The organism is Halanaerobium saccharolyticum, assembly GCF_004362045.1.
Lineage (GTDB): Bacteria > Bacillota > Halanaerobiia > Halanaerobiales > Halanaerobiaceae > Halanaerobium > Halanaerobium saccharolyticum_C.
On record NZ_SNWX01000009.1, the window covers coordinates 22741 to 46695 of the forward strand.

The 23955-nt window shown below is 37.2% G+C and carries 19 protein-coding genes; 5 read left to right on the plus strand and 14 right to left on the minus strand.

Annotated features, from left to right (window positions below; all coding sequences use genetic code 11):
- Positions 1 to 320: 320 nt before the first annotated feature.
- The 9 genes from DFR79_RS07240 to DFR79_RS07280 form a co-directional block, all read right to left on the minus strand.
- Positions 321 to 1475, minus strand: coding sequence for an AfsR/SARP family transcriptional regulator (locus tag DFR79_RS07240; protein ID WP_133514839.1), 1155 nt, complete (start codon positions 1473 to 1475; stop codon positions 321 to 323).
- Positions 1476 to 1544: 69 nt separating this feature from the next.
- Positions 1545 to 2963, minus strand: coding sequence for a cardiolipin synthase (gene cls, locus DFR79_RS07245; protein WP_133514840.1), 1419 nt, complete (start codon positions 2961 to 2963; stop codon positions 1545 to 1547).
- A 19-nt stretch (positions 2964 to 2982) separates the two neighbouring features.
- The gene (locus DFR79_RS07250) at positions 2983 to 4014 is read right to left on the minus strand and encodes an HD-GYP domain-containing protein (protein ID WP_133514841.1); all 1032 of its coding nucleotides are present in this window, start codon (positions 4012 to 4014) and stop codon (positions 2983 to 2985) included.
- 248 nt (positions 4015 to 4262) lie between these two features.
- Complete coding sequence (gene lnt, locus DFR79_RS07255) at positions 4263 to 5648, minus strand: apolipoprotein N-acyltransferase (protein ID WP_133514842.1); 1386 nt, start codon at positions 5646 to 5648, stop codon at positions 4263 to 4265.
- Between the two features lie 61 nt (positions 5649 to 5709).
- Complete coding sequence (locus tag DFR79_RS07260; RefSeq protein ID WP_243727736.1) at positions 5710 to 7191, minus strand: glycoside hydrolase family 43 protein; 1482 nt, start codon at positions 7189 to 7191, stop codon at positions 5710 to 5712.
- Between the two features lie 223 nt (positions 7192 to 7414).
- Positions 7415 to 7843, minus strand: a complete 429-nt coding sequence (locus DFR79_RS07265) for an MgtC/SapB family protein (RefSeq protein ID WP_133514843.1) — start codon at positions 7841 to 7843, stop codon at positions 7415 to 7417.
- Positions 7844 to 7920: 77 nt separating this feature from the next.
- Positions 7921 to 8469: a transposase gene (locus DFR79_RS07270; protein ID WP_133514844.1), complete on the minus strand. Its 549-nt coding sequence runs from the start codon at positions 8467 to 8469 to the stop codon at positions 7921 to 7923.
- A gap of 352 nt (positions 8470 to 8821) precedes the next feature.
- Positions 8822 to 12352: a pyruvate:ferredoxin (flavodoxin) oxidoreductase gene (nifJ, locus tag DFR79_RS07275; protein ID WP_133514845.1), complete on the minus strand. Its 3531-nt coding sequence runs from the start codon at positions 12350 to 12352 to the stop codon at positions 8822 to 8824.
- 175 nt (positions 12353 to 12527) lie between these two features.
- Positions 12528 to 13202 carry a class I SAM-dependent methyltransferase gene (locus tag DFR79_RS07280; RefSeq protein WP_133514846.1) on the minus strand — a complete coding sequence of 225 codons (675 nt, stop codon included), beginning with the start codon at positions 13200 to 13202 and terminating at the stop codon, positions 12528 to 12530.
- A gap of 143 nt (positions 13203 to 13345) precedes the next feature.
- Between DFR79_RS07280 and DFR79_RS07285 the strand changes: the two genes are divergently transcribed.
- A complete protein-coding gene (locus tag DFR79_RS07285; protein ID WP_133514847.1) occupies positions 13346 to 14689 on the plus strand; it encodes a DUF2330 domain-containing protein in 1344 nt (447 codons plus the stop codon).
- Positions 14690 to 14726: 37 nt separating this feature from the next.
- Entirely contained in the window at positions 14727 to 15206 is a 480-nt protein-coding gene (locus DFR79_RS07290; protein WP_133514848.1) for a hypothetical protein, read from the plus strand.
- Positions 15207 to 15267: 61 nt separating this feature from the next.
- On the opposite strand, the gene DFR79_RS07295 is transcribed toward DFR79_RS07290, so the two are convergent.
- The gene (locus tag DFR79_RS07295) at positions 15268 to 16434 is read right to left on the minus strand and encodes a nucleotide sugar dehydrogenase (protein WP_133514849.1); all 1167 of its coding nucleotides are present in this window, start codon (positions 16432 to 16434) and stop codon (positions 15268 to 15270) included.
- 280 nt (positions 16435 to 16714) lie between these two features.
- On the opposite strand from DFR79_RS07295, the gene DFR79_RS07300 reads away from it, so the two are divergent.
- Positions 16715 to 17974, plus strand: coding sequence for a glutamate--cysteine ligase (locus DFR79_RS07300; RefSeq protein WP_133514850.1), 1260 nt, complete (start codon positions 16715 to 16717; stop codon positions 17972 to 17974).
- A gap of 126 nt (positions 17975 to 18100) precedes the next feature.
- Here DFR79_RS07300 and DFR79_RS07305 read toward each other — a convergent pair whose 3' ends face one another.
- From DFR79_RS07305 to DFR79_RS07315, 3 genes are all read right to left on the minus strand, one after another.
- Positions 18101 to 18925, minus strand: coding sequence for a YveK family protein (locus DFR79_RS07305; RefSeq protein WP_133514851.1), 825 nt, complete (start codon positions 18923 to 18925; stop codon positions 18101 to 18103).
- Positions 18926 to 19055: 130 nt separating this feature from the next.
- Positions 19056 to 19688, minus strand: a complete 633-nt coding sequence (locus DFR79_RS07310) for a hypothetical protein (protein WP_133514852.1) — start codon at positions 19686 to 19688, stop codon at positions 19056 to 19058.
- A gap of 48 nt (positions 19689 to 19736) precedes the next feature.
- On the minus strand, positions 19737 to 20078 hold the full coding sequence (locus tag DFR79_RS07315; protein ID WP_133514853.1) for a phage holin family protein: 342 nt from the start codon (positions 20076 to 20078) through the stop codon (positions 19737 to 19739).
- 302 nt (positions 20079 to 20380) lie between these two features.
- Here DFR79_RS07315 and cysK point away from each other — a divergent pair, with 302 nt between their 5' ends.
- Both cysK and DFR79_RS07325 read left to right on the plus strand, forming a co-directional pair.
- Positions 20381 to 21292, plus strand: a complete 912-nt coding sequence (cysK, locus tag DFR79_RS07320) for a cysteine synthase A (protein WP_133514854.1) — start codon at positions 20381 to 20383, stop codon at positions 21290 to 21292.
- Positions 21293 to 21565: 273 nt separating this feature from the next.
- Entirely contained in the window at positions 21566 to 22669 is a 1104-nt protein-coding gene (locus DFR79_RS07325; protein WP_133514855.1) for a DUF362 domain-containing protein, read from the plus strand.
- A gap of 112 nt (positions 22670 to 22781) precedes the next feature.
- Here the strand turns inward: DFR79_RS07325 and DFR79_RS07330 are convergent, their stop codons facing one another.
- A complete protein-coding gene (locus DFR79_RS07330) occupies positions 22782 to 23900 on the minus strand; it encodes an aldo/keto reductase (protein WP_133514856.1) in 1119 nt (372 codons plus the stop codon).
- Positions 23901 to 23955: the final 55 nt, after the last annotated feature.

Below are 23955 nucleotides of genomic sequence, written 5' to 3' on the forward strand. Positions count from 1 at the left end.
ATCAGCATCTCCAAAAAAAAGACTTTTCCCTACTCGTTTTCTACTCTTCTCCTCTGAAACTTGTGTTTCTTTAAGCTAGTATTTTGGATCATTTTGGAACTGCTTTTTTAACCACCTCCTAAATATTTTTCTCTTTCTATTTTTTTGTTGTTTGTCGTTATTTATACTATAGCAATCTACTCAACTTTTAGCAATAATAATAACTGTTCTAATTAAATATCACGGTAAATGTCATTTGATTATACCTTAATTAAGTCCTAATTTAGGCATAAAAAAACACCGCTCAAAGGCGGCATTTCAATGATAATTGAAGTCAAATATTAAATTTTTTGATAGCTGTAGCTAATACTGGTTTCAGCAGGAGAAAAATTATCATTATAGACTTTTCTGATCCTTTTTAAAATTTTATCCACTGCTTCTGGAACTATGTCCACCAGCAAAATTAAATAATAGCGGGGTTTCCAGCAGGTAACCACATCATTTTCTCTCAGGTTTTTATTAATCGTATTCCGCAGTATTTTTTCAGCCTTAGTTAACTTTGCGGGAGATTGAGTCCCATTGATTTTAAGATGAACAAGGTAAATGTCTTTATCTGTGCGCTTGCTTCTCCTTTTTTCCAGAGAATAAATACTGGAAAAAGTCATGGGGCCGCATTCAAAAGTTTCACCTCGACACAGTTTGTTGTTTTCCAGTATATCAGCTGGATTTTCGCTGATATCTGCCTGAAAAAAATTATTAATTTCGGTATTTAAATTTTCAGGCATCGGCAAATTGGTATTTTTTAGATAGAGCATAGCCTCTTCTGTTTTCGTTAAGGCCAGATCAGGTCTACCTGATTTTTTATAGCCTTCAATTAGACCTGTATAAAAATCAACACAGAGAGGATTAAGCTGCAGAGCTTCTTCATAGATATCAATTGCTCTCTCATAATCTTTTTGCTCCATCAGAATCATTCCTGCCTGAGTCACAGCTTCCTTGTACAATTCCTGATACTTTTCTCGCAGTTTATTGATCTTAACATTTGTCAGCTGCTGATTTTCTAAAAACTTACCTTTATATAAATTAACCGCTTCCTGATAAAAATTTAAAGAACTATGTTTTTCCTTCACTCCTTTTGCTTTTTTGATCATCCCACTAAAATATTCAGTATCCAGCCAGAAATGACTCTGGGGATTAAAAAGATATCCTCCCTGATCACTCAAAATAAATTTGCTGTTTGTAAACTTCAAATCTTTGCGCAGCCTATAGACAAGAGCCCGTAAAGACTGGTGTGGTTCAACATTTTCCTCCAGATCCAGCTCCTTAATCAACTCATTATCAGTCACCTTATTCCCCTTGTTAAACAATAGATGTAAAAATAATCGCCATCTTTTATTTAAATACTTGTTTTCCCCGGAGAAAAGAATCTCATTTTCTCCCCTGACTAAAAAATTTCCCAGAGTATAGATATACAATTTACGATAGTGAACAGTCATCTCTTACCCCCTCTGCCTTCTCCAGTTCCCAATCCTGTAGTTAAAATTTGAACTTATTCAATTTTAAGCTTAAAGTATTGGTGACAAAAGCCGGGAAACAGATTCCCTGAGCTTCATGGTCCAGCCTCTATTTTCATAAAGTTCCTTTGTGATCTCCTGAGAATACTTTAAATCTTCCTCAAAAAGTTGGTCGTGATATTCGGCTCTTTCCCTGTCATAAATAAAGGCATTGATTTCGAAATTGAGTTTAAAACTGCGGACATCCATATTGGTGGTTCCAATTGAAAGCACCCGACCGTCAATACAGATTGTCTTGCTGTGGAGAAAACCTTTAGTATAGTGATAACAGCGGGCCCCGGCTTCTAAAAGCTGACCGACAAAAGAATTATTGGCTGCATAAACAAAAGGATGATCCCCCCGGTCAGGAACCATAATTTTAACCTCAACTCCCGCACGAGAAGCCAGCATTAAGGCCTCCAGCATTGACTGGTCAGGAATAAAATACGGGGTTTGAATATAAATTGTCTCTTCTGCCTCATAAATCATCTTTAAAAACATTGCCTTAATTTCTTCTTCTCTGGAGTCAGGACCACTGCTTACAATCTGCAGCGCAGAATCACCTTTGTATTTTTTTTCAGGAAAATATTTTTCCTCTGCCAGCAGATCATCACCTGAGGCAAAATTCCAGTCCAGCAAAAAACGATACTGCTGACTGTCAACACTCTCTCCCTTAATTTTTAGGTGAGTATCCCGCCAGTCTCCAAATCGTTTAGAACGGCCTAGATATTCATCACCGATATTAATTCCGCCGAGATAACCTACCTGACCGTCAATAATTACATTTTTGCGGTGATTTCTATAATTGATATCCAGCACAAAAGGAGCAAAGGAAACAACTTCTCCGCCAGCATCTTCTAAATTGACAATAGCATAACGTGAAAGATTGCGGCAGCCCATTTTATCATAGAGCAGCCTCACTTCTACCCCTTCTGCTGCCTTTTTAGTCAAAATTCGCATAAATTCGTTTCCCAGCTGATCATTATTGATTATAAAATAATTGGCATGAATAAATTTCTCTGCCTTTTTAAAATCCTGAAAAAGATCTTTAAACTTTTCCTCTCCATTTTTGTATATTTTAAGCTGATTATATCCGATTTCTGCCGGGAGATCACTCTGAATACCGAGCCTCATAATGCTCTGTTCCAGATGATCAAATCCTGCCTTCTGTTCCTCGGCAGTCCGCTTAAAATATTTAAGTCTATTATTTTTAAGTTCATCTGCCTGCTGTTTGCGCTGATAAACCCTTCTTTTTTTAGGGGTAAGCCCAAAAAAGAGATAGAGTATAAAACCGAGCACCGGAATCAGAGTTAAAATCAGGAGCCAGGCCCAGGTTGCAGTGGGATCCTTTCTTTCAAAAAAAATCAGCAGAACTATAAAAATTATATTCAAAATTAAGATTCCAGTTGGTAAAAAAGATAAAAAATTCATAAAATCCCCTCAAAATAATTTATTCTTTTAATTTTACAGCTTTTTCTGCTTCTTCAACATCTTTAACCAGGCTTATAATACTCAGTTCACTTTCGTCATTAAGATCAATATAATTTTCGTCAACCCTGACAATTGGTGATTCTGGATTCCGGGAGTTGATAAAAACAATTACCGCTCTCTCTCCATTACTCAATTCTACCTGATCACCGATTAAAGAATAAGGGATTTTTTCGATAAAAAGTGATTTTAACTTATGATCAAAGGAATTAAAATCTTCTTCCAGCATTTTAACAGCGGCAAAAGGTGAAACTGATTTCTGGTAGGGACGATCGGTAGTTACCGCATCAAAGGTATCACAGATGGCGATGATTCTCCCAAAAAGAGGAATTTTTTTGCCTTTTAATCCCAGGGGATAACCGCTGCCGTCATATCTTTCGTGATGAGTTAAAATCCCGGCCATAATACTTTTGGAAAAGCGGTTGCTTTTTTTAAGCAGCTGATAACCATACTGGGAATGCTTTTTTGCTTCTTCGTATTCTTCCTCTGTCAGAGCTTCTGGTTTATTTAAAATCGCTTTTTTTATTTTACTTTTGCCAATATCATGCAGCAGAGCAGCAGTCGTCAGGTTGCTGAGTCTGCCTTCATTTAAATGCAGCCATTTACCAAATTTATTGGCCAAAATACCCACATGTAAGGAATGAGAATATGTATAATTATCAATATCACGGGTCATTTTTAAAGTATCTTCCAGATCAAGATAATCAGAGATTTCCATTGCCTCTTCGGAGAGGCTTTTTACTGTTTTAAAGTCAACCTTTTTCATATAATAAGCTTTTTTATAAGTTTCCGAAAAATCTTCCAGGTTCTGCTGATACTTTTCTCTGGCGATTTTTTTCTTATTTATCTTCTCTTTTATTTCTTTTTCTGTTTTAACTTTAATTTCTTTAATATCCATATTTTTTAATTGTGCAATCAGACGCCTGTTAAGCTCAGTCCCGGGAGGGATTAAGACTCCTCCAAACTCACTTCGTACTTCCTCATCAATTATCATTCCACTTTTTAAATCTTCTACTTTTACTTTGTTTTCAGAAATAATAACCCTCTCCTTTCTCAGGATTACCTGGTATATTCAATATTATAACATTTTATCCCTAAAACAACAATAAACTGACAGATTTAAATCCTCTGCATTTCCCGGCGGCCAGAGGCAGCGGGTTTCTATCGCCCGGGCTTTTTTGAATAATCCTAAATATTAATCCTGGATGAGGCAGCTTCTTCTGTAATTACCATCCTGTCAATTTATTTAAATTTTAATATATGATAATTTTGCGATGGATTCACTTTCTGGTATTCGCCAGAAGGATAGATAATCCCGCTGTGGGCCTGATTGCCGGTTTTAATCACCGGTACCCTATTTTCCACTGCCCGCAGTACAGCTGCCTGCCACATTATATTTTTTAAAAGTCTGCTCTCATTAAACCAGGCTTCATTTGTCTGATTTACTATAAAATCAATATCACTTTCAGTCTGCACATATTCCGGATAAAGAATTTCCGAGCAGATCACTGTTTTCCAGCTTAAATTTTTGTTTTTAAATACTTTTGAATCTTCTCCAGCCTTTAAGGAAGAAAAATTGTAAGGAGTATATTTATTTAAGATTTTCTGGTAGGGATAGGTCTCACCAAAATATAAAAGTAGATTTTTATCATAGCGCGCAGCGATCTCTCCCGACTCCGAGACTAAAAAAGAACTATTGTAGCGACCTCTGGCTGAATCCCCGGCTGCCAGGGATCCAATCTGAATTGGAGTTTCAAATTTATCTGCAGCTTTATTTAGAAACTGCCGTCTATAATATTGATTTGAGTGAAAATCAAAGGTGAGGTTTGTCTCGGGAGCAATGATTAGCTGAGTCTGATTTAATTCTGAAGCTGCTTTTAGCACAAGAGCAATATTTTGATCAAGCTGAGCAGAACTCCATTTTCTCTTCTGATCGATCTCAGTTGTAATGATTCCAATTTCAATTTCTTTTGCCCCCTCAGCAGCAAAATTTGTCTGCTGACGAGAATAAGCAAAACTGAAGATTATTATAAAGATCAGAGCTATTATAAAAATATTTTTAAACTTTTTCTGAAAAAAGAGCTGAAAAAGCAGGCCATTGACCAGAATTAAAACAAAGGTCAGCAGCCAGATTCCTCCCAGTTCTGCCAGCTGAATAAAGCTTACAAACTCTGCCTGAGTATAGGCCGGACTGGCGATCGGAAAAAAGTGCAGCAGATAATGGCGGCTGAACTCGAACAGAGCCCAGCAGAAAGCAAATAAAAAAGGTCTAAATTGATTCTGGCTAAATAAGCGGCTCTGCAGGTAAAAATAAAAGAGAAAAAAGAGGCCATAGCTTAAAGAAAGTAGTGAAAATAATAAAACGAGAATTAAAATTATAATTAGCATCGGAGCTGAAGTATATAGTTTAATAGAATGGTATAAAAAGTTAGCTGAAAAAATCAAAATCCAGAAGCCCAGATTCCAGCCGTTAAGGAAAATTTTGCGGTAAGTTATTTCATCATTTTTAAGCACAAAAAGATAGTAGAGAAAAGGAAGCAGAGCGGCCCAGCTCAAAAAGTATAACTCCCCATAATAATTGGCTGCTGTCAGTAATGCTGCTGATAAGACTGTTAGAATAAGGCCCATTTTTTCTTCCTTTCCTTATTTCTTTAAATCTCAGTTGACTGAAAGCTAAAGCTGTTTTACTTTAATATTGACTGCCCCAGATTGTAATACCCCGGTCGGAAAGAGCACTAAAAGTCATGACTTTCTTTTCCAGGCCCCGATCATACTGCCTGATAAAGCTTCCATAATACTTTTCTCCTTCAATAGTTATTTCCGCATAATACTTATCTACAAGCTTCCAGCTGCCTTTTATTTCTCCACTGATACTGCCATCTGAATTTAATTTAATTTCCTGAGAATAATTAATATTGCGGTAACCATTTTGAATATCTCTGCCGTGATTTACAAATTGATAACTACCGATTATATCTTCTCTACTGTAATCTGAAATATTTTCGCCATTGTAGCTGTGGGGAGTAATTACCGGCCATCCCTTTTGATTAAAAATTGTCTGATGAACCCGAACCTGATGGTATTCTCCCTGGCCTGGATAACGAGTATGGAAAATCACATAGCTTTTTCCTGTTTCCTGATCATAGTAAGCAGAATTATGTCCCGGTGATAAATATCCCAGCTCAGATTTTTCAAAAATAAAGTTACCAATTAATTTAGCTCCATAGTTTACTGCATCTGCCCAGTCACCGCTGTCATATTCCCGCATGTCATTTCCCATCGGATCAAGATAGGGACCATCGACATTCCTGGAGCGGGCCACTCTAATATTATAGCCGCCATCTGCTGCCAGAGTTCCAAAAGACAGATAGAGATAGTAATAGTTGGTCTCAGGATTATATAAAATATATCCACCTTCTATTGGTGAATGATTACCCCCTGCAATCTCTTTGCCATAGCCGGAACCTTCTTCTAAATAATTGGTCTCCGGATTGTAATTTTCTGGATATCCTGTTTTTTCATCCATCTCCAGCATGTGAAATCCGCCCGCATAGGAACCATAGAGCAGCCAGAGATTATCATTTTTATCATAGAATACATGGGGATCAATCACACCAGGATCTTTTAGATGGCTAAAATTTCTCCCGGCTTCATGACTGTACTGACCTTCTTCGTACTTTCGAATTAAAATTCTATCAAATTTATAAGGCCCTTCTATCTTATCTGAAACTGCCAGAGAAATTGTTGACCTTTCTGACTCCCAGTGAGCTGTGCTAAAGTAAAGGTGATACCGATTTGAATCTTTTGCTTTAATTTTTACTGGACTCTTGGCCCAGGTGCTTTCCGCATCTGGCTCCGGCCATTTTAGAGCTTTTTTCAATTCTGATTCCGGATGGGGAATAATTGGATTAGAAGCATCCCAGTCTTCTGAAATCTGCTTCCATTTAATTAAATCATCTGATTTTGCCGCTGCCAGATGAGAACCAAAAAGATAATATGTACCATTTTCTTCTATAATCATCGGATCATGGACTGAAACACTTTCAGGATCCAGCTCTACTGTAATTTTCGCTTTTACTTCATTGTTTTCTGCTCCTGCTGTGATATTTACGGTTAATAATAAAATTAAAGAAATTAATAAGAGCATTGACTTGAAATTGAATTTTTTCAAAATACCCCTCCTGTTTTGGGATTTTAATTTTATTTTTCATTTAATTAAAAGTATAATTATTTAATTTATACTAAAATTGTATCAGCCTCTATTCTCAATTGTCAAATAATTCTTAGAAATTTAACTGATTAAGGAAAATAATATTTATTTCATATATTCTAGTCTGTCCATATAACAAAAACCGCCAATTAAGGCGGATTTTGTTGGTATTTGTACTTTTTTACTAAACTCTCCTCTTAAGTGAAGGCGCAACCCGCAAACTCAGGAAAATAATTATAGTTGCTGCAATGGAAATATCATATAATCCATAGCCTATTGCCAGACCGAGACCTGCTACTCCCCAGAGGCTGGCTGCTGTTGTCAGTCCTTCGATCTTATCTTCCTGTTTTAAAATAGTACCAGCACCTAAAAATCCAATTCCACTTACAACCTGAGCGGCCAGACGGGCTGGATCACCTTCAACTCCACTCATTGAAGCACTGGAGCGGGCAACCTCAACTGATAAAATCATTATCACACAGGAAATAACCGCTACAATAACATTTGTTCTAATTCCTGCCGCCTTATTCTGCTTTTCTCTATCATATCCAATTAAAGCTGCCAATACTGCAGCTAAAATTAGCCTGAAAATTCCAATCCAGTTTAAAATCAAAAGATACACCTCCGAACACATTATAACATATATTGTTACTACGTACACCTACCGTTTACTTGTCGTTTTTTGTCGAATTATTTACTCCCACAATTCTTTCCAAATAATACATAACGATTATAAAATTCTCTCCTTCCTCCAAAATAACTTAAAATCTCGTTTTCGTCGATCAAATTATTCTTCTGGACTCCCATATATCCAGCATAACTACTCCATTTATATTTAGTTGGGCTGATTACTAATTTATCTTTAACAGGATTTAAATGAATATAACGGCTAACAGTCAAATTATAATAATTATTTTCAATTAATTTAGAAGCATATCTCCCCTGAAATAAGTGTCCTACCGTATCATGACGCTCATTAAAATATTTTGAATAACGCCAATTAATTCCATGCATAATTGTCCAGATTGCTGTTACCTCTGTTTTTAGTTGGAGATGAACATGGTTGGGCATTAAACAGTAAGTCAAAATTTTAAACGGTTTTGCTCTTTTAACTTCTCTTAGAATGCTTAGATAGATCTTATAATCCACTTTGTCTAAAAAAATATTATTTTTTCTATTTCCTCTACAGGTAATATGATACTTGGCACCCGGATACCATTTTCTTCTCTTGTAAGTCAATTAAATCACCCTTTCAATAATTAGATAGTGACTTAATTATATACTTTTTTAGTTATAATTTCAATATATTTACATTTTATATAATTATTTATTATAAATATCATTGAAAATCAATCTAGTATATGCAGTTAATTACTGATCTAAATGGAATTTTAAGGCTTAACTATAATCCAAATAAATCCCTTATTGTTAATACATATCATAATCAATTAAATCAATAGTTATTTTTCTTTTTATTTCTACATATTTCGACAAGTAAACGGTAGGTGCACACAATACAAAAAGACCAGCGGCGTCCCGCTGGTCTTTTATCCTTGCTCGTATTTATTTTTAAGCTATTTTTTCTTTAGCCTTACTCTTCATCTTGAGGTGCATAAGCTGTTTCCAGTCTCTTGTAGGACTGATAACGTTCTTCTGCATCCTTTTCGGATTTTTCAAAGAGCTCTTCAGCAATATCAGGGAATGTCTTCTGCAGGGAGGAGAAACGTACCTCACTGAGTAAGAAATCTCTGAAGCTTTCTGTAGGCTCTTTGGAATCCATGCTGAATGGATTCTTGCCCTGTTCTTTAAGCTCTGGGTTGAAGCGGAATAAGTGCCAGTAACCTGCTTTAACAGCATCTTTCTCCTGGCTCACGCTGCATCCCATACCTGCTTTAAGTCCGTGAGAAATACAGGGAGAATAAGCAATTACAATGGAAGGTCCATCATATGCTTCAGCTTCGGCGATAGCTTTGATAGCTTGATTCATGTTAGCTCCCAGAGAAATCTGAGCAACATAAACGTAGCCGTAAGTCATAGCCATCTGACCTAAGTCTTTCTTCTTGATCTTCTTACCAGAAGCAGCAAACTTAGCAGCTGCAGCTGTTGGAGTAGCTTTAGAGGACTGTCCACCGGTATTAGAGTAAACCTCTGTATCAAAGACTAATACATTTACATCATCACCAGAAGCGATAACGTGGTCTAAACCACCATAACCGATATCATAAGCCCAGCCGTCTCCACCGAAGATCCACTGAGATTTTCTAGTAATAAATTCTTTACGGTCAACAATCTCCGCTATTACTTCGTTTTCACTATATTTAGCGAGTAAAGGCATCATTTTCTTCTTGATTTCCTGAGTCTTCTCGCCGTCATTATAGTTATCTAGCATTTCTTTCATTAATTCGGTTAGTTCATCATCTAAGTTAAGCTCAATTGCTTCTTCCATCAGGTCAGCAATTTTAGCTCTAATCTGCTGATTAGCTAAGAACATACCATAACCGTACTCGGCATTATCCTCAAATAAGGAGTTCGCCCAGGCTGGTCCGTGTCCTTCAGGATTAGTAGAGTAAACAGATACAGGAGCAGATCCACCCCAGATTGAAGAACAACCTGTAGCGTTAGCGATTAACATTCTGTCTCCAAATAACTGAGTTACAAGCTTGGCATAAGCTGTTTCTCCACAACCTGCACAGGCACCGTGGAACTCAAGTAGTGGTTCCTGGAACTGACTACCTTTAATATTAACAGGATCCATTAAATCATCTTTAATAGATATTTCGTTAATAGCATAATCCCAGTTGTCTGCATCTTTGGCTGCCATTTCGGCAAATGGAGTCATTTCTAGAGCATCAACAGGACATACATCAGCACAAACACCACAACCGGTACAGTCATAAGGACTTACCTGAATCTTGTACTGTAGACCTTCTAACTGCTTACCGCGTGCATCTAGAGTTTCAAATCCTTCTGGAGCATTAGCAGCTTCTTCTTCGTCCAGTAAGAAAGGTCTGATAACAGCATGTGGACATGCTAATGAACACTGGTTACACTGGATACACTTGTCGCTCAACCAGTCAGGTACATTAATTGCAATACCACGTTTTTCATACTTGGAAAGTCCTGGAGGGAAGTGTCCATCTTCACGGCCAACAAATGTACTTACAGGTAAGTCATCACCTTTTTGAGCATTAACAACCTGAACTACATTTTTAACGAATTCTGGCACATCTTCCTCCTCTTTCTCTACAGAGTCTGCACTTGACCAGGATGCAGGTACATCCACTTTAACTAAAGCATCCATAGCCTTATCTACAGCTTTATTATTCATTTCAACGATCTTATCACCTTTGTGGCCGTAAGATTTCTGAATAGCTTCTTTTAGATATTCAATGGCTTCATCAACAGGAATGATATCAGCTACCTCAAAGAAGGCAGTCTGCATAACCATGTTGATTCTCTGGCCTAAGCCAACTTCCTGAGCGATATCTACAGCGTTAATTGTATAGAAATTAATATCATGATCAGCGATATATTTCTTCATTTCTGCAGGAAGATTTTTGTCTAATTCGTCTGCTGACCAGGTACAGTTAAGAACAAAGTTTCCACCGTCTTTTAGATCCTGCACCATATCAAATTTATCTACATAAGATTCGTTATGACAGGCTACATAGTCTGCCTCATCAATTAAGTAAGTTGACTTAATTGGCTCATTACCAAATCTTAAGTGAGATACTGTTACACCACCAGATTTTTTGGAGTCATAAGAGAAATATGCCTGAGCATACTTATCTGTATTATCACCAATAATTTTGATAGCATTTTTGTTAGCACCAACAGTACCATCAGAACCAAGACCCCAGAATTTACAGCGCACTGTATCTGCTGGAGAAGTATTAATATGTTCAGTAAGTTCAAGATTGGTATGGGTAACATCATCATTAATACCAATAGTAAACTGATTTTTAGGCTTATCTTTTCTAAGGTTATCAAATACAGCCTTAATTTGAGTAGGTGTTGTATCCTTAGAACTTAAACCATAACGTCCACCAACAATAACAGGACGCTTTTCATGATCATAGAATAATGATCTTACATCTTCATAAAGTGGTTCCCCTACTGCACCAGGTTCTTTAGTTCTATCTAATACAGCAATCTTCTCAGCAGTTTCTGGAAGAGCCTTCATGAAGTATTTTTCGGAGAATGGACGATATAATCTTACTTTAATCAGACCAACTTTTTCTCCCTGTTCAACTAAGTACTTAACTGTTTCTTCGATAGTATCAGTTACAGAACCCATAGCCACAATTACGTATTCAGCATCTTCTGCACCTACATAGTTAAATGGATGGTATTCTCTACCTGTTAATTCGGAAATATCCTGCATATAATCTTCTACAATATCAGGCACTGCATCATAGAAACCGTTTGCTGCTTCGCGAGCCTGGAAGAAAATATCAGGGTTCTGAGCTGTACCCATTGTTACAGGACGCTCAGGATTTAATGCTCTGTGTCTAAATTCGCTAACCTTTCCGTAGTCAACCAATTCTGCCAGATCATCATAATCTAAAACTTCTATTTTTTGATACTCATGAGATGTTCTAAAACCATCAAAGAAATGGACAAATGGAACACTTGATTTAATGGATGCCAGGTGAGCAACACCAGCTAGGTCCATAACTTCCTGAACACTTCCGGAAGCAATCATAGCTGTACCTGTTTGACGGGCAGCCATTACATCAGAGTGGTCACCAAAAATTGATAGAGCATGTGTAGCAACAGTACGCGCACTAACATGAAAAACACCAGGTAATAATTCACCGGCGATTTTGTACATATTAGGCAGCATCAGTAGTAAACCCTGAGAAGCTGTAAAAGTAGTTGTCAAAGCGCCTGCCACCAAGGAACCGTGTACTGCACCAGATGCTCCTCCCTCAGACTGCATTTCAGTCAACTTCACTTCCTGGTCGAAAATGTTCTTACGACCGTTAGCACTCCATGAGTCGACTAATTCAGCCATTGGAGATGAAGGAGTAATAGGATAGATAGCTGCTACGTCTGTAAAAGCATATGCTACATGAGCTGCAGCAGTGTTTCCATCCATGGTCTTCATTTGATTTGCCATTATAACTTTCCCTCCTATTAATAAGGTAATTTATTATTATTTATTTCCTCTTTAAGTATAATACTTTACAATTCTGCTGTCAAATATTTCACAGCTTTTAAAGGGTATTTTTTGGTATTCGAAATTATTAGAATTCTTTAAATAACCGCACTATTAGCGAGACCTTGATTTTGCTTTATCCAGGCGGTTTTTTTGCCGAGATAATGTAGAGTGATTTATTAAGGTATTCTGCCTCCGTTTTTAGTCCAGTTTTAGCTGTCATTTCTGCCAATTTTTGAGCTTCGAAAAAATTAACCGGCTCTCCGACCAGTTTTTCGAAAAAAATAATTGCCTTTGTAAAAAAAGTATTGGGGTCAAATTCTAAAATATATAATTTACCTCCCGGTTTGAGCACCCTTGCCGCCTCACTTAAGGCCGATTCCACCTGCCTGAAATGATGGAGAGAATCCGAAATTGTTATATAATCAAAAGTACTATCTGCAAAAGGGAGCTCAGCTCCATCAGCCAGCTCAAATTTTACTTCCTGACTGAATTCTTTTTCTCTGCCCTTAGCCAGCATTGCTTCTGAAGGGTCGGCAACTATAACTTCCACATTTTTGGGCAGATGATTGGCCAGCTCACCAGTTCCACCTCCCAGATCAAGCAATTTTATTGATGACTTTTCCTTTTTAGAATCCTGCTCTGTTTTAAATTTTGCCTGATTTAAATTGAACGAGTTTTGATTTCCATTCGAATGTCTTTTCAGTTCATCTTTCTTAATTCTATTTCCCAGTTCAACTAAAACCTCATTGTGGCCGGAAATCTTCATTGCCAGATCGAAAATCGGTGCTGCCAGAGTAAATAAATCCATTATTTTCACCTCTTTTGAATAAGTATATCATAAAAGTTAGATATTAACAGGCTGCAGACTGCATTAATTTCTAATTACAGGCAGGAATAAAAATGAGAGACAAGAACTATATAATATCAAAAATTATTTGGGGGGAGATTAAATTGAAAAAATTTATTGGAGTATTATTTATTATGCTGCTTCTTTTTTCTGCTGGTGCCAGCGCCGATCGAGGTTCAATACCTTTCAGGCCTGGAGTCAATATTTTCGAACCGGGCCAGGATGCCTTAATTGCCTGGAATGGTGAAGAGGAGATTCTCATTCTCTCGACAGAATTATCTGCTTCAGAGCCAACAAAAGTCCTGCAGGTATTACCGCTGCCTGCTGAACCTGAGGTCACAAAATCAAGCCGTGATGTTTTAAGAAGGGCTAACGAATTTGCTTTTCAGGGAATATTTAATCAATTACGGCAGCCGGTTCTCAGGAGTTCTGATCCATCAGCTCCGGCCGCTGAAATAAAAGAAGAAGTGGTTATTGGCTCTCATGATATTATCGTAGTTGAAGTTTTAAATCAGGATTATTTTGTCAGCTGGGTTAATGATTATTTAAAAAACAGAGGAGAAAGCAGCCCGCAAATACCTGAGCCATTAAAAAACACAGTCAATAATTATATTAATCGCGGCTACAATTATTTTGTTTTTGATACAATTGAAGTTGGACCTGAACCTGAACTCAACCAGGCTATTTCGTATCACTTTAAAAGTAAAGAACTCTATTATCCACTGGAAATAACAAAATCAGATCACGGTATCAGTGAAATTAGCTTATTAATTTTAACAGACCAGAACCTTGTTAATTATAACGGACTTGAGCAGAGTCGGATTAAAGAAAAAACTCCAACTGTCAAATTAAGCTATGGAGAAACTGCATATATTTCAACCAGTATCGCTGATTTATTTATCAAAAATATTAATGATTTAGAAGCAGATAATAAAAAGGTTAAACTTTTAAACTGGTCTATTAAAGATGATCTGGCTAACTTTAATACCGATCTGCTTGTTGATCAGCAGCTGGAAGAACTGCTAAAAAACAAATTCGTTTATCAGGGCACTACTTTTGTGGATTATAAAGCAGAAGCTAATTACCCCTATTCGAGTCAAAAAGAAATAGAAACAATTAAAGGAAAAATAGAGAAAAGAATGGGCAGCAGAATGTACCCCTGGATTGCTGCTTCGGTCAAGGGCAAAGTATTATTTAATGCCAGCACCAGAGCGCTGCTTAATAATTTTGCAGCCGAAGGAGAAAATGTTATAATTAAAGGGTACAGCAGTGATCAGGGACAGATTGGGATGCGGGATCCGATAGATAAAATGCCGGTTTTGGTGGGAATTAGAGATGTCTTTTATGTAACAGAAATTGTGGGCTGGACTCCCTATACTGGTATTGCACTGAGCGGTGAGGGAGAGCTTAATAATACAAGAACACGTTTCTGGTTAAAGAACAGATAAAAGTTATACCCTCTATAAATTTAGGAGAGGTTTTAAAATGAAGCTTAAAATTATAATTATGTCTATTCTAATCTTTATATTTTTTACAAACCCTTTAATCGCAGCTGAATTAGAAAATTATTATTTCCAGACAAGCTTTTATACCCATCATTACAGTCAAAAAGACTATCAAAATAACGAACAGCAGCTGATCGGGCTGGAAAAACACTTCTCAGATAATGATTTATATGGTATTGCTTTTTTTGACAACACCTATGAACAGGAAAGTTTTTATCTTTATAAAGGGACAAATTACAATCTGTTTTCAATTGGCAAAACTCAAATAACTGCCAAATTTACCTATGGGATTGTCCACGGTTATGATGATGAAAATGGTAAATATGATACCTGGATGCATGATATGGGAACTTTTCCGGGAGCAGTTTTTAGTTTTGGACTGCACCGTGGACCTTTCCGCCTGGATATTGTACCTTTTGCTGATGCCGGTATTCTGATCATAGGAGGGGTAGAATTTTAAAACCGCCCGAATTCAGTCGACAAATTTCGACATAATTCGGGCGGTAAACGGTAGGTGCACGTTAATTATTATTAAATAAATCTCTGCTGTAAACTTTTTCCTCTACATCTTCCAGCTCAGAAGCCATTCGATTGGCTATGATGATCTCCGATTCAGCTTTAAACTCGTCTAAATCCTTAATAACTCTTGATCTATAGAATTGATCCTCTTCCAGGGCCGGCTCATAAACCACTACTTCTATTCCTTTGGCTTTGATCCGCTTCATAACTCCCTGGACAGAGGACTGTCTAAAGTTATCCGAGTTTTTCTTCATTGTTAAGCGGTAGATTCCGACTTTTTCCGGCTGCTGTTTGACTATCATTTCCGCTATGTGATCTTTTCTGGTCCTATTGGCATCAACAATCGCCTGCATAATATTATTGGGAACATCTTTGTAATTTGCAAGCAGCTGTTTGGTGTCTTTGGGCAGACAGTAACCTCCATAGCCAAAGGAAGGATTGTTGTAGTGATCTCCAATCCTCGGATCCAGGCCAACCCCCTCGATAATCTGTCTGCTGTCTAAATCTCTAACCTCAGCATAAGTATCCAGCTCATTAAAGAAAGCAACCCGCATCGCCAGATAGGTATTTGCAAAAAGCTTTATCGCCTCTGCTTCAGTGGAATCGGTAAATAAAACCGGGATATCTTCTTTTTTGGCTCCTTCTACCAGCAGGTCGGCGAAGTCTTCTGCTCGTTCAGATCGCTCTCCCACAATAATTCGGGAAGGATAAAGATTATCATATAGAGCCTTACCTTCTCTCAAAAACTCCGGTGAAAAGATAATGTTTTCTGTGTCAAATTTTTGCCGCAGTTCTTCAGTATAGCCAACCGGCACTGTTGATTTAATGATCATGACTGCATCTTCATTAAAAGAAAGTACATTTGCCACAACGGCCTCTACTGTTCTGGTATTAAAATAATTTTGATCGGGATCATAATTGGTTGGAGTGGCAATAATCACATAATCCGCCTCTCGATAGGCTTTCAGCGAATCAGTTGTTGCCTTCAAATTAAGCTCCTTATTTTCCAGATAGTCCTCAAGTTCTGGATCCACTATTGGAGATTCTCTTCTGTTGACCATCTCCACTTTTTCTTCAATCACATCTACAGCAGTCACCTCATGGTTTTGAGCAAGTAAAACTGCATTGGACAGCCCCACATATCCGGCCCCTGCTACTGTAATTTTCATATTATCATTCTCCCTGTATGTAAATTTTGTTGTTGATGAATAAATTCTCAATTCTAATTTTATTACAAAAATGGCCGAGATTCAAACATAAAGCTCGACATTTTTTGCTGTTTAGAGCTGTTTATTTTTAAATTATTTGATTTTAGATGCAGGAAAAGCAGATTTAAGTTATAATAGTATATATAAGCTGATTAATCAACTTTAGTCTGCTAAAGGTACCCGGTACGTGAACATAAATGAAAACAAATGAACATAAATATACAAAAAGAAAGGAAAGATTATGGATTACCAAAAACAGATTGATACATTTGTCAACTATTTTAAAAGTGCTGAAAGCAAAAAAGAAAATCATAAAATTGGCATGGAATTTGAACATCTAATTTTAAATAATGATCTCACAGCTGTGGGTTATTATGAGGAGCAGGGAATAGAATCACTGCTGCAGCAGTTAAGCCAGGGCGAATGGAAAAAGGTTTATGAAAAAGGACATTTAATCGGGCTCAGAGGGGACGAAAAAATTGTAACTCTGGAACCAGGTGGACAGCTGGAAATCAGCATTGCTCCTTTCCCTGAGCTTGAAAACACCGAAAAAATTTACCTTGAATTTATAGAAGAATTAACCGAAATTTTAGATGAGCGAGATCAGAAACTTGCTGTTTTAGGTTATCAGCCCAGAAGCTCAATTGAGGACCTTGCTCTGCTGCCCAAAGAGCGTTACGATTTTATGTATGAGTATTTTAAAACCACCGGTAAATATGCACATCATATGATGAAGGGTACTGCCTCAGTCCAGATGAACATTGATTATATCAATGAAGAAGATTATATTAAAAAAATGAGGGTCGGCTACTTTTTGTCTCCTTTAATCTATTATCTTTTTGACAACACTCCGTTTTTTGAAGGAGAGATAGCTGCGGATTCCAGTATCAGAGAAGAAATCTGGACCAACTGTGACAGCCAGCGTTCGGGAATTATCGAAGGCATTTTTGATAAAAAATTTGGTTACAGTGATTATGCTGAATACCTTTTAAATATCCCCCCCATTATCAGAAAAAAGGAAGGCGAATTAATCTATACCGGGGACCAGCTTTTAAAAGATGTAATGCAAAATGATAAATTAGAGGAAGTTGAACATTTCATTTCTATGGTCTTTCCAGATGTCAGAACCAAAAAATACATAGAAATCAGGTCTGCTGATGCAGTTCCCTATCCCTACAATTTTGCTTTTGCTGCCTTACTGAAAGCTCTATTTTATAATCAGGAACATCTTGATTATCTCTACCAGGAATCTTTAAAATATAACCAGCGGGATTTTCTGGAGTACAAAGAAGAAATTCTGAGAAATAAGGAAAGCATAAAAAGAGAAGAATTGATAGCAGATATATTCAAACAGGCAGAAAATACTTTAAGTGGAAATGAATTAAAATATTTAGGGAAGCTAAAAAAAATATATTTAGAATACGGCAGATTCAAATTTAAAACCCTGGCTGATCTGGATCAGGGAAAACAGAAAGCACTCAACTGGTGTCTTTTAAATTAAATAATTAAACCCCGACGATTTCTACTGGTCCAGCTTCTAAATCTGGATCAGCTTTTTTCGAAATCAGCCGGGGTTATTATTTGCTATTTAATTTTAAGATCATTTGCAAAAAAACAATATCCTCAATTATTCTTCTTTCATAAACTCTTTAAAAAAGATTATAAACACTGCCAGCATTAAGGCTAGAACTGCGGCGATAGCAACATTTAGCCTGATGTTGGGGCTGATTGGATTTTCGGGTAAATAGGGAGCATCAAGAACCTCAAGTGGGTAAAAATTCAATAATTTAGTTTCTTTTTCTTCAATCGCTTTCCTTAATTCTCTTTTAGAATTTTGTAAAGCGGTATTTTCTTGAATCAATAAAGAAGCAGTCTCTAATTCTCCAGCCTCTCTACTTGCTGCAATTAATTCCTGATTTCTTTCTATATCTGAATTAATTTCTTTTAGATCAGCTTTTAAGTCAGAAATATATTCTCTTTCATTTTCTATTTTATTTTGAAAATATTGATTAGAGTCACTTTCAAAATTATTAATAATTCCTTCTGCTATATTTAATGTCAGCTGCGGCTCATTATTTTTTACAGTTATTGAAAGAATAGAAGTGCTGCCAATTTGGCTTACAGTTAAATTGCTGTTGATATATGAGTTCAACCTGGCCGCTGACATCTCAATCCCCAAACCTGACATCACGTTTTGCATTAAATCAGTACTGCTCAAAAGTTGTACTGCAGTACTCGGCTCACTATATAAACCCTCATAATTTGAAAGCTGTATTCTTGCCCTGGTTTGATAGGTAGGAGCCATGACAAAAGAACTAACTAAAAATGCGATAATAACTGCTGCAGCGGTCAGTCCAATTATAAAAAACTTATTTTCCCACAACAGCATTATGTATTCCCTGAGATCAATTTCGTATTCATCATAGTAATTTGGCTCCGGTTCATTTTCCATAAAAATCCCCCTTTATTGTATTATTCAACGTCTTATTGACATTAATATTATTACAATATTAACCACTTTTCAAGACGCAAATTCCGACAAAATATTTTTATAATCAACTTTAAAAAGTTGGTTAATATATTTAGTTGAAAACAATCTCACTCACATGCTCAAATCCAAGTTTGAAAATCTCTCCAGCAGCCGGCCAGACAATTATACTCTGTCCATTTAAATTTGCCTTAATATTAGAAGCATTCCTGCGCCTGATTAAATAAATGTCCTCTCCCCTCAGATATTCAATAGCATTTAAATTGTTATAACTAATATTTAGACTCCCCAGAGAGGTATTAATCCTGATAGAATTTTCTACCGTACTGGCAGAGAAAAAATCATCATTCCTTAAGCTTACAGAAATCTGAGTATTGTCATTAAAAGCATCATTATTGGAAAAATCAACACTGCTAATTTCAGCAGCAGAAAAAGTTTGCTCTCTGCCATTAGACAGAAAAATAATATCTGAAAGCAGCTGACCGCTGAACCTATTACTTGCTGAAGCTCTAACAACAAAATTCCCATTCGCTCTTTCTATTTTATTAAGATACTGGCTCTGAAGATTTAATTCAGCATAAGAAGTCTGCAGAGTTAAACTTGGATTTTGAACATCTCCCCTCAGCTGCTGACCATTTTGAAGTACAATCTGATCAGCAAAAACAGCCGGGCTCAGCATGAATGCTATTAAAAAAAACAGGATAAAAGTAACTAAATAATTTTTCATTTTTTCCCCCAATCATAAAGGTCGGAGTCCCAGTCCCCGTCATTAATATTATTCTTCAAACATGCTGTGCAGAATACTGGATACAAAACTCACAATTATCGAAGCAATTAAAGCCGAAAAGAAACCGCTGACTGCAAAACCAGGAACTAAAACAGAAGTTAAGGCCAGCATAATTGCATTAATCACCAGTAAAAATAGACCAAAAGTTAAGATTGTAAATGGGATAGTCAGGATTGTAAAAATCGGTCTGATAAAACCATTAACAAAACCTAAAACCACTGCTGCAAAAAATCCAGCCCAGATTCCGGTCACTGTAATTCCCGGTACTAGATAGGCAGCCACTAAAAGTGCCACCATTGTTGAAATTACTTTTGCTAAAAAATGAGACATACTAAATTCCTCCTTTTGAAAGTTTGACAGGTTATATGCTATCATTATTTTAATTATCCATTTAATTTTTATTTCACTTTAGCCTTTATTCCACTATTATTTATTCCTTTGATAATTACATTATACCTTTTTTGAAAAAAATGTCAAAATTATAGCTGTTAATTATTTTTGTCTGCTCACCCGCTATATTCGTTTTTTGTGATATAGTTGACAGTTTCTAAATACTGTATTATAATATAAATCAAAGTAAAGTGCTCAACTTTAAATGCTTTAATCCGAAAATGATTTTGGGAGGTAATTTTATGATTTTTAATAATGTAACTGAACTGATAGGAAATACACCGTTGGTTCGACTGAATAATTTAGTAAATGATAATTCTGCTGAGGTTGTTCTCAAACTGGAGAGCTTTAATCCCGGCGGGAGTGTAAAAGATAGAATTGCTCTAAATATGATCAGCGAAGCCGAAAAAGCTGGCAAAATTGAGCCGGGCGGAGTTTTAGTTGAACCGACCAGTGGTAATACCGGGATCGGAATTGCAATGGTAGGAGCAGCTAAAGGTTATGAGGTTGTTTTGACTATGCCCGAATCCATGAGTCAGGAAAGAAGGCAGATGCTTAAAGCCTATGGGGCAGAATTAATTTTAACACCAGCTTCCGAAGGTATGAAAGGAGCAATCTCTAAAGCAGAAGAAATCGCTGCTGAGAGAGATGGATTTATTCCCTCTCAGTTTACCAATCCTGCTAATCCAGATATTCACCGCAAAACTACTGCTAAAGAAATAATTACTGAAACTCAGGGTAATATCGATTATTTTGTAGCAGGAGTAGGAACCGGTGGTACAATTACTGGAGCCGGTGAGGAACTTAAAAAAAGAATTAATAATCTGAAGATAGTAGCAGTAGAACCTGAAAACTCAGCTGTTATCTCCGGTGGTGAACCTGGACCACATAAGATCCAGGGAATCGGAGCTGGATTTATACCAGAGGTTTTAAATACCAAAATTATAGATCGAGTCGAAAAAATAAAAAATGATGAAGCTTTTGCGACTGCTAAAAAACTAGCAGCCAGAGAAGGTATCTTTGCCGGGATTTCAACCGGAGCTGCAGTTGCTGCCGCTCTTAGATTAGCTGAAGAAGTAGGCAAAGATAAACGAATTGTAGTAATCGCACCTGATACAGGTGAGCGCTACCTCTCAACCGGAGTCTTCGGTTAAAGTGCAGCTGCCGTTTACGCAGCCAATTTTAACCAATTTTATGTGTTTTTAATAAAGTTTACCCCGATAATTTGATATAGAAGAATTTCCCCTGTGAAAGGCCCGGAGGACCCCCAACCTACCGGGCTATTTCCATTTATATGTACACCTACCGTTTACTTGTCGGTTTTTGTCGAATTAACTGGGTGGTTTGTCATATGTTCTAAAATAACATATAATTGAAACTGGACTTTTAAACTTTAGTTTAGTAAATTAAAAAAGGGGGAGATTAATATGGCAAGCAAAGTATTTATGGCAGATATGAAGGCTTCATCTGGCAGCGAAAGTCTGGTAAATAAACTGGGGAAATTATTTTATCAGGCCGGCTTCCACCAATTAATTGCAGAAGATGATTTTGTAGCGATTAAACAGCATTTTGGTGAACCGGGCAACACCGCTTTTATCAGACCGGTTTTTGCCAGGAAGATAGTTGAAATTTCAAAAAAATTAAAAGGTAAACCATTTTTGACTGATGCGAATACTCTTTATACTGGTCAGCGCTCAAATTCTGTGGACCACTTAAATGCAGCTATAGCAAACGGCTTTGGTTATGCCACCGTCCAGGCACCAATTATTATTGCCGATGGACTCAAAGGTAAGGGTTCAACTGAGGTTGAAGTTAATCTTAAACATTTTGATAAAGTTCGTATTGCTTCGGAAATACTGGATGCTGATGTTCTGATCAGTCTGGCTCATTTTAAAGGCCACGAACTCTCCGGTTTTGGTGGAACATTTAAAAATATCGGGATGGGTCTCGGCAGCAGAGCCGGTAAGCAGATGATGCACTCTGCAGTCCTGCCGGAAATTACAGAATCAGAATGTATTAAATGTATGCAGTGTGTCAAACACTGCCCGGTAGATTGTATTACTATCAATGATCAGGAGAGCACAATCGATCATCAAATCTGTATTGGCTGTGGAGAATGTGTTGTTACCTGTCCGACAGATGCAATTGCTGTGGAATGGGAGTCCACCAGTGAAGGGATGGAAGAGCGTCAGGTAGAATTTACTTATGGTATTGTTAAAGATAGAAAAAATGTCTATATCAATTTTATCACCAATGTTTCTCCTGACTGTGACTGTGCCGGCTGGAGTGACCGTCCAATCGTTAATGACATCGGAATTTTAGCTTCTAAAGATCCGGTAGCTCTGGAGCAGGCTTCCCTGGATCTGGTTAACCAGGCTGAGCCGGTGGGGATGCTTGCAGACCAGGATTTAAAGCCTGGAGAAAATAAGTTTAAAGCAGTTCATCCAGATACTGATGGAGGAGTAAGGCAGATTGACTATGCTGCAGAAATTGGAATGGGCTCAAAAGAATATGAATTGATTTCTCTGTAAAATCTAAGCAGAAAGGTCAGACACCCGTGAATTTTGCAGGCAGCCGTTAAATGCTGCCAGCGCAAAATTAGACAAATCATCTCGGGTGCCTGACCTTTTTTTGCTTTTTTACTTACTGCATAATCTCACTTTCTCCTAATTTATAATCGACAATTTCCAATTTATTCTTTACATCTAAACCATATTTACAGGCTTTAAACTCAGCTGCTTTTTTTAACAAATCTGCTGCTTTTATTTCCAGCTTCTGATATCTCTCTTCTGCCAGTTTTTTATCGCCAAACCAGAAACGCAGGCGGTCCCGCAGAGCATAATCAGCAGGATTCCTGGGCCTTCCATCATACATCTGGCGGTCATAATAGCCTTCCATTCTAAATACGCCTTTTATGTTTTCTCCAAATTTTCGCGAAACACTACAGTCAGCACACTGGCGGCAGATATAGTCACCCAATTCTTCTGCGTTTTTAAATAATTCTTCCTTCTCCTCTGCAGTCATTGGCTCAAATTCTGCTGCCAGGTTGAGATCCATCTCGAGCATTTCTCTGCTATTCATCCCTGTCACAACTGCATCTATCGGCAGCGAAAAAACATAACGAAAAGCATCTTCAACATTCTGCCACAAAAACCCATCAGCCAGAGGTTTCATACAGAGTGTACCAATATTCCTTTCTCTAACTAAGGGCAGCAGTTTTTTTTCTAATCTGGGAAAGTTAAAGTTATCAAAATAATTAAAATGGGTCATCATCACTTCGAATTCACCTGTTTTTAAAGCTTCAATTAAAACATCCGGCTGGCCGTGACCGGTAATCCCAATATGTTTTACTTTTCCCATCTCTTTCGCCTTTTTTGCCGCTTCCAGTGAACCACCTGGTGCTAATATTGACTCTAAATCGGCCTTATCTCCTACACCATGCATAAAAATTATGTCAAGATGATCTGTCTGTAAGTTTTTTAGACTGCGATCTATTTCCTCCATCGCACCTCCGGCATCCCTGACCCCGGTCTTGCTGGCCAGAATAATCTCATCCCGTCTCTTTTTTACTATTTCTCCAATTTTCTTTTCGGATTCTCCATCACCATACGAAGCAGCTGTTTCCAGATAATTACCCCCATGATCTAAATAAGTATTTAATAAATCAGCAGCTCGATCAGCAGGGATTTCTATTAAGTGAAATCCTCCGAACCCCAGCAGACTAATTTCTAAACCAGTATTTCCCAGACTTCTTTTTTTCATTTTAATTTCCCCCTCTTAACAATAATTTAATTGAATATTTTTTATAAGTATGAAT

Bases quoted from the DNA above. Each gene is read 5' to 3' on its own strand.
- DFR79_RS07305 (WP_133514851.1), bottom strand. From the start codon at position 18,925: ATGGAAAATGAACCGGAGCCAAATTACTATGATGAATACGAAATTGAT.
- DFR79_RS07315 (WP_133514853.1), bottom strand. From the start codon at position 20,078: ATGTCTCATTTTTTAGCAAAAGTAATTTCAACAATGGTGGCACTTTTA.
- DFR79_RS07330 (WP_133514856.1), bottom strand. From the start codon at position 23,900: ATGAAAAAAAGAAGTCTGGGAAATACTGGTTTAGAAATTAGTCTGCTG.
- DFR79_RS07250 (WP_133514841.1), bottom strand. From the start codon at position 4,014: ATGATAATTGATGAGGAAGTACGAAGTGAGTTTGGAGGAGTCTTAATC.
- nifJ (WP_133514845.1), bottom strand. From the start codon at position 12,352: ATGGCAAATCAAATGAAGACCATGGATGGAAACACTGCTGCAGCTCAT.
- lnt (WP_133514842.1), bottom strand. From the start codon at position 5,648: ATGGGCCTTATTCTAACAGTCTTATCAGCAGCATTACTGACAGCAGCC.
- DFR79_RS07295 (WP_133514849.1), bottom strand. From the start codon at position 16,434: ATGAAAATTACAGTAGCAGGGGCCGGATATGTGGGGCTGTCCAATGCA.
- cysK (WP_133514854.1), top strand. From the start codon at position 20,381: ATGATTTTTAATAATGTAACTGAACTGATAGGAAATACACCGTTGGTT.
- DFR79_RS07300 (WP_133514850.1), top strand. From the start codon at position 16,715: ATGGATTACCAAAAACAGATTGATACATTTGTCAACTATTTTAAAAGT.
- DFR79_RS07240 (WP_133514839.1), bottom strand. From the start codon at position 1,475: ATGACTGTTCACTATCGTAAATTGTATATCTATACTCTGGGAAATTTT.
- DFR79_RS07325 (WP_133514855.1), top strand. From the start codon at position 21,566: ATGGCAAGCAAAGTATTTATGGCAGATATGAAGGCTTCATCTGGCAGC.
- DFR79_RS07280 (WP_133514846.1), bottom strand. From the start codon at position 13,202: ATGGATTTATTTACTCTGGCAGCACCGATTTTCGATCTGGCAATGAAG.
- DFR79_RS07290 (WP_133514848.1), top strand. From the start codon at position 14,727: ATGAAGCTTAAAATTATAATTATGTCTATTCTAATCTTTATATTTTTT.
- cls (WP_133514840.1), bottom strand. From the start codon at position 2,963: ATGAATTTTTTATCTTTTTTACCAACTGGAATCTTAATTTTGAATATA.
- DFR79_RS07310 (WP_133514852.1), bottom strand. From the start codon at position 19,688: ATGAAAAATTATTTAGTTACTTTTATCCTGTTTTTTTTAATAGCATTC.